The sequence below is a fragment of the Campylobacter sp. genome, assembly GCF_017646085.1.
In the GTDB taxonomy this organism is placed as follows: domain Bacteria; phylum Campylobacterota; class Campylobacteria; order Campylobacterales; family Campylobacteraceae; genus Campylobacter.
Genome location: NZ_JAGCNF010000137.1, coordinates 1 through 6,798, shown reverse-complemented (window position 1 = coordinate 6,798; position 6,798 = coordinate 1). Strand labels below are relative to the sequence as shown.

7 protein-coding genes and 1 pseudogene are annotated in these 6,798 nt (G+C 34.5%); 5 read left to right on the top strand and 3 right to left on the bottom strand.

Annotated elements, in window-relative coordinates; translation table 11 throughout:
* Both J6V67_RS07155 and J6V67_RS07150 read right to left on the bottom strand, forming a co-directional pair.
* Nucleotides 1-418 (bottom strand): AAA family ATPase (locus J6V67_RS07155; RefSeq protein ID WP_291860796.1); only part of this gene is annotated, 418 nt, incomplete at its 3' end.
* Nucleotides 415-1,272 (bottom strand): NAD(+) kinase, encoded by an 858-nt coding sequence (locus J6V67_RS07150; RefSeq protein WP_291860794.1) that lies wholly within the window; start codon nt 1,270-1,272, stop codon nt 415-417. The genes J6V67_RS07155 and J6V67_RS07150, both read right to left, overlap by 4 nt.
* Before the next feature lie 159 nt (nt 1,273-1,431).
* Between J6V67_RS07150 and aspS the strand changes: the two genes are divergently transcribed.
* Genes aspS through ybeY form a run of 4 tightly spaced genes read left to right on the top strand, consistent with a single transcriptional unit; the run spans nt 1,432 to nt 4,745 of the window.
* Nucleotides 1,432-3,183 (top strand): aspartate--tRNA ligase, encoded by a 1,752-nt coding sequence (gene aspS, locus J6V67_RS07145; protein WP_291860792.1) that lies wholly within the window; start codon nt 1,432-1,434, stop codon nt 3,181-3,183.
* Nucleotides 3,183-3,758, top strand: coding sequence for an adenylate kinase (locus J6V67_RS07140; protein WP_291860790.1), 576 nt, complete (start codon nt 3,183-3,185; stop codon nt 3,756-3,758). Before aspS ends, J6V67_RS07140 begins: the two co-directional genes overlap by 1 nt.
* Nucleotides 3,759-3,760: 2 nt before the next feature.
* The gene (gene ppa, locus J6V67_RS07135) at nt 3,761-4,279 is read left to right on the top strand and encodes an inorganic diphosphatase (RefSeq protein WP_291860787.1); all 519 of its coding nucleotides are present in this window, start codon (nt 3,761-3,763) and stop codon (nt 4,277-4,279) included.
* A 58-nt stretch (nt 4,280-4,337) separates the two neighbouring features.
* Entirely contained in the window at nt 4,338-4,745 is a 408-nt protein-coding gene (gene ybeY, locus J6V67_RS07130; protein WP_086256220.1) for an rRNA maturation RNase YbeY, read from the top strand.
* Between the two features lie 22 nt (nt 4,746-4,767).
* On the opposite strand, the pseudogene J6V67_RS07125 reads toward ybeY, so the two are convergent.
* Nucleotides 4,768-6,441, bottom strand: a pseudogene (locus J6V67_RS07125) (TonB-dependent receptor); the annotation flags it as partial.
* Between J6V67_RS07125 and J6V67_RS07825 the strand changes: the two are divergent.
* Nucleotides 6,356-6,798, top strand: a 443-nt coding sequence (locus J6V67_RS07825; RefSeq protein ID WP_367205792.1) for a hypothetical protein, incomplete at its 3' end; no start/stop codon positions are given. The pseudogene J6V67_RS07125 and the gene J6V67_RS07825 sit on opposite strands and share 86 nt — an antisense overlap.

The window sequence follows — 6,798 nt, the reverse complement described above, 5'->3', positions numbered from 1 at the left end:
GATTTTTAGATTTTTTACTAGCTAAAATATCTAAAAGTCCAAGCAATCTAGAATTTTCAAACTCTGTAATATCCTTCGCACTTAGATATTTTAAATGGCGGCTAGCTACTAAATTTAAATTTTTTTTAGATATTGATTGATTATTTATAAAGTATCTTGTACTTTTATCTTTTAAAAGCTTAAAGCAGTTTATATCGTCTTCTTCGATCCCAAACTCATCTAATCCTAATTTGCAATCTACATCAGCCTCAATGAGTCTAGCCTCACTATCTTTATAGCCAAAAACACTTAAAATAGCTCCCATCAAAACGCTTTTACCCGCACCGCTAACACCAGTAAATACACTTAGTCCATTATTAAATTTTAGCTCTAATTCATCAAAACTTAAATAATTTTTTAGATAAAGTCTCTCTATCACTGATGCCCCCATCTTAATTTCTCTTTTAATACACCAAAGTAATCTCTCCCTTGATGTCTAAGCAAATTCACCCTAATATCACTTACGCTAATATCAACACTATCAAATTCAATTAAATCTAATCTATCTTGGCCATCTATTAGCACTACTACATCATCATTACTTCTAAACTCTAGCCCAAACTCTTTAGGCAAGACAAGCGGTCTTTGAGTTAAGCTATGAGAACAAACTGGAGTAACACTATAAGCATCACAAAGTGGATATATAATCGGACCACCAGCGCTCATATTATATGCAGTTGAGCCCATCGCAGAGCTAACTATCACCCCATCACCAAAATATGAATTAAAGTGTTTTGAATTTAAAAATGCATCAATATGCGAAGTGGTATCTATCTTTTTGCGCATTAAAACTATATCATTGAAGGCGAGTTTAGTAGTAATTTTACCATTTTTATTAAAATTTGCCCTAAGCATATATGGACGCTCAATATCATAAATTCCAGCTAAAAACTGATCTAAAAATCCACCAAATCCATCTAAAGTTGAATCAGTTAAAAAGCCAAGATGCCCAGTATGAACACCATATACATAAACTCCGCTCCTAGCTGCTTTGCGACATGTAGCAATAAAATTACCATCGCCACCTAAAGAGATAATAACTTTAGATATTTTAGTTAACTCATCAAACTCATATCCTTGCACACCAAGACTGCTAGCTACATGTGATTCAAATATAACATCAATTGAGCGACTTTTAATAATTTTTATAATCTTTACTAAAGAATCTTTTTGCTCTATTGGATCTCTTGTTGTAATTGCTATGGTATTTATATTTTTATGAATTTCAGACATAATACTCTCCAAAAATCAAAATTCTACACAAAAAAATATAATATAAAGTATATCTAAAAGCCTAAATTTAACTTCAGTTAATTAGTAATAAAAATCTCTAATAAAAATTTTATAAAATTTAATGTATAATGGCGATTTTTTATAAACGAAAGGATTAATATGCGGAGTCATTACTGCACCGACTTAGACGCAAAAGATATCGGTAAAAGCGTGAGTCTATGTGGTTGGGTAAATTCATATCGTGACCACGGTGGCGTTATATTTATAGATCTACGTGATAGAAGCGGACTTATACAGCTTGTATGCGACCCAGCAGATAGCAAATCAGCTCATGATATAGCTTCAAAAGTTAGAGATGAGTATGTTTTAAGAGCCAAAGGAAAAGTAAGAGCTAGAGGCGAAGGATTAGTAAATCCAAGGCTAAAAACTGGCCAAATCGAAGTAGTAATAGATGAGCTAATCATCGAAAATGAGAGCGCTCCACTACCTTTTGTAGTTGGCGATAATAATGTTGGTGAAGATATTAGATTAAAATATCGCTTTTTAGATTTAAGAAACGAAGAGAGCCTAAATAAATTCCAACTTCGCTCTAAAGCTAGCATAGCTTGTAGAAATGCACTTGATAGACTTGGATTTTTAGAGGTTGAGACTCCTATGCTAACTCGTGCTACACCAGAAGGTGCTAGAGATTATTTAGTTCCTAGTCGTGTACATCCTGGTGAGTTTTACGCACTTCCTCAAAGTCCACAACTATTTAAACAGCTCTTAATGTGTGCTGGATTTGATAAATATTTTCAAATTGCAAGATGTTTTAGAGATGAGGATTTAAGAGCCGATCGCCAACCAGAATTTACTCAAATAGATGTTGAAATGAGTTTTTGCGATCAAGAAGATGTGATTAAAGTTGGTGAAGAGGTATTAAAAGATATTTTTGCAGCTTGTGGGCACGAGATACAAACCCCATTTAGAAGAATGAGCTATAAAGATGCTATGGAGCTTTATGGTAGCGATAAGCCAGATCTTAGATTTGATCTAGCTATGGTTGATGTAATAGATATATTTGCTAAATCAAATAATGAAATTTTTAGCACTCCAGCACAAGATCCACGCAAAAATAGAGCCAAAGCTATCAAGGTTCCAAATGGCGATAATATCTTTAGTAAGCGTCAAATGCAGCGCTTTGAAGAGTTTGTGCGTAAATTTGGTGCTAAGGGTCTAGCATTTATCCAAGTTAAAGAAGATGGATTAAAAGGGCCGCTTGTTAAATTCTTTGAACAAGAACAAATTGATGAGCTTGTATCTAGATGTGATCTTAAAGTTGGCGATGTTGTATTCTTTGGAATTGGTGATAAAAAGACAGTTTTAGACTATATGGGAAGATTTAGAATTTTCTTAGCTGGTGAGTTAGGAATTATAGATGAGAAAGCACTTGAGTTCTTATGGGTAGTAGATTTCCCTATGTTTGAACAAAACGATGATGGTAGTTACTCAGCTATGCACCATCCATTTACAATGCCAAATAATCCAGACGAGCCAAATTTAGAAGATATCACAAGTATCGCTTATGATGTTGTCTTAAATGGTGTTGAACTAGGTGGCGGAAGTATTAGAATTCACAAAAATGATATTCAACAAAAAGTCTTTAAACTTCTTAAAATTGATGAAGAAGAGCAAAAAGAGAAATTTGGCTTCTTATTAGATGCGCTTAGCTTTGGTGCGCCTCCACATGGTGGATTTGCTATTGGTTTAGATAGGCTTATTATGCTAGTTACTGGTTCATCTAGTATTCGTGATGTGATCGCATTCCCTAAAACTCAAAAAGCTTCTTGTCTAATGACACAAGCCCCAAGTAGCGTAGATACTCATCAATTAAGGGATCTAGGTTTAAGATTAAGAGAAAAGGAAAAATAATGAAAAAACTATTTTTAATAATCGGTGCTCCAGGTAGCGGCAAAACAACCGATGCTAGCATAATCGCTACAAATGATAATAAATTTAGCCACTACTCAACTGGCGATCTATTAAGAGCTGAAGTAGCTAGCGGTAGCGATCTAGGCCGTTTGATAGATAGCTTTATCTCAAAAGGAAATTTAGTCCCACTAGATGTAGTTGTAAATACTATAATCTCAGCTATTAAATCTAGCCCTACTGATTATATCCTAATAGATGGATATCCAAGAAGCGTTGAGCAGATGATGGAGCTTGATAAAGTTCTAGCTAATACTGATGATGTAGAACTCTCAGGTGTTATAGAAGTAGATGTAAGCGAACATGTAGCTAGAGAAAGGGTTTTAGGCAGAGCTAGAGGCGCAGATGATAATGATGAAGTCTTTAATAATAGAATGAAAGTATATCTAGGCCCTCTTAAAGAGATTAGAGATTTTTATAGCTCTAAATCTCTACTTCGCAATATCAATGGCGAACGCACAATTGAAGAGATCGTTAGCGATATGGCAAATTTATTAAATACTATGATTAAGGAATAAATATGGATATTAGTAAAATCAAAGCTGGTAGCAATCCAGATAAACTAAACGCAGTAATTGAGATCCCATATGGATCAAATATTAAATATGAAATTGACAAAGATAGCGGTGCTGTAGTAGTAGATCGTGTATTATACTCAGCAATGTTTTATCCAGCTAATTACGGCTTTGTCCCATCAACTCTAGCTGATGATGGTGATCCAGCTGATATTTTAGTTCTTAATGAGTATCCGCTTCAAGCTGGTAGCGTAATTCCGTGCCGCTTAATTGGTGTTTTGGTAATGGAAGATGAAAGCGGTATGGATGAGAAACTTCTAGCTGTACCAGTAAGCAAAATCGATCCTAGATATGATAGCATTAAAAGCATAGATGACCTACCAAAAGCTACACTTGATAAAATTAAAAATTTCTTTGAAACTTATAAAATGCTTGAGCCTAATAAATGGGTAAAAGTAAAAGGCTTTGAAGATGCTAGCAAAGCTGAAGCAATCCTAGACGCTGCTATAAAAGCTTATAAATAATTCTTCGGTGGAGAACTCTCCACCTACTCACTATTAAATAAATCTATAAAGGTTACAAATGATAATATGTGAAGATAACTACCCCCAAATTCTAGATATAATCGCACAAAAGCTCACAAATGCTGATATAGAACTGCTACTAGTAGATTCTCAAACTATGCACCAAATCAATCTAAAAGAGCGTAAAATAGATAAAACCACAGATGTGCTAAGCTTTCCATTACACTATATACCACACTTTCCAATTGGCTCAATAGTTATAAATACAGACCTAGCAATGACTAAAGCCAATGAACTAGGACACACAATAGATGAAGAGATAGCTCTACTTTTTACTCACGGATTACTTCATATTCTTGGATATGATCATGAAAACGATGATGGACAGATGAGAAGAAAAGAGATTGAAATTTTAAATGAGCTAAATTTACCAGATAGCCTAATAGTAAGAACATTAGATGAGTAGTAGGGACTAGCCCTACTATCTTTTAGAATCTACCATTTAGTGATAGATAGTATCTTCTGCCCTCATCTACTCTATTATATGTATTTACACCATCTACATATCCATCTGTAAAATCTTTATCAAATAGATTATATATACCAGCATTTAAATTCCAATTTTTATTAATCTCCACAGCCACGCCAAGAGAAGCTAAAAATATATCTTTGTAATACTCTCTATTTATATTAGTATCACCCATATATCTATCTATCTGCCACTCGCCTTTTACCCAAGGAGTAAAGGTACTATTGATACTATAATCAGCTTTAACTACGATGTTGTGCTTTAGTGAGTCATCTACTGGTTTGCCTACGCTATCCTTAGTATCGCTCTCTTTAATCTCAGTATCTAGATATGTATAGGCTAAATTTAGATTCATATCGCTAATAGGTCTAACACCAGCGCTAACTTCTACACCCATATACTGCACTTCACCATGATTTATAGCTTGGGAGCATCTATTTCTAGTTGAATTACATGTTACCCCTATGTTAGAAATTGTATCACCTTGACTATATGATATGCTTGAAATTTTATCTTTAAAATCAGTGATAAATCCAGTTACAGCCATATCAAATATATCATCGCTATAACCCATACCCAATTCATAGTTTATCGATGTCTCCTCTTTTAGATCTGGATTACCATATACTGGAATTGCGCCTTTACCACTATAGTTATACTCCCCAGCTATTAGCTTATTTGCTGTAGGAGCTTTAAAGCCTGTTGATACACCACCTTTAAATGTAAAATTTTCATTTAGATTATAGACTAGATACGCTCTTGGAGAGATATTATTACCAAATGTCTCATGGTAGTTATATCTAGCACCTAGTGTTAATCTTAAATTTTCTAATATCGAATACTCATCCTCAGCAAATGCCGCTATAGCATACTGGCTAAATCTGCTTGGACTAGCTATCTTGTCTTGCATTTTTTCTAGTTTATACTCAGCTCCTACGCTTAATATATTGCTTTGACCAATTGGAATTACAGCCTTAGTATCAGCTATATAATCTTGAGCTAGGATATCTCTATTTTGTCCGCTATATGGATTATTATTAGCTACTACTATTCTACCATTATTAGTTACACGGTTATACTGGATACCTGAATTTATAGTAAATCCATCATACACACCCTCATGCGTTAGATAGGTTACTAACTTATCTATATCCATAGTTGGCTCATAGCCCCCTTTTTCTACTTGACCGCTACTATATTCCCCTTCTCTATTATCAAAATGATTTCTAGCAAAATCTATATCAAATACAAATGTATTTGCATCATCATGTATATAGCTTAATCTTGTGCCTATATTATAGTTATTAGCCTTTGTTGGACTTTCAGTATCAGCCGCTTCCACTTCTTTACCATTTTGATCCCTATACATTACATTTGATTTCTCTCTGTAGCTTTGAGCATATCTAAATGTAGCGCCTAGCTTATTCTCTATTAATGGACCATCAGCGTAGATATTAAATCCATATAAATTTCCCCACTGATTATCTTCGTTTATTAGAGTATTTAGCCCAAACGAAGCGCCCCACTCATCGCTAACCTTCTTAGTGATGATATTTACCACGCCACCTAATGCCTCTGAGCCATATAGAGTACTCATAGGGCCTTTGATAACTTCAATTCTTTCTATGCTAGACTTTCCTTTAGATGACCCTGAAGCGATTAAAGAAGCCATGATAAGCGATATGCAAAACGTAACAACGGGTATGATTACCAGTTCAATAAGAACTGCAAACATTGACGGCGTTGAGATTGAAAAGGGACAATATATTGGTTTTACCGACAAGGTTATGCAAGTTTCTGCAGATGATAAAGTAACAGCGTTCACTTCTCTTGCCGAAAAGCTCAACGTAAGAGATAAAGAATTTATGATTGCAGTTTATGGCAAAGATGTTGAAGATAAAGAAAAACAAGCCGTGAGAGAATACGTTGCCGAAAATTATTGTGAATTGGAGTTTTATGAGATAGACGGCGGACAAGACGTTTACGATTT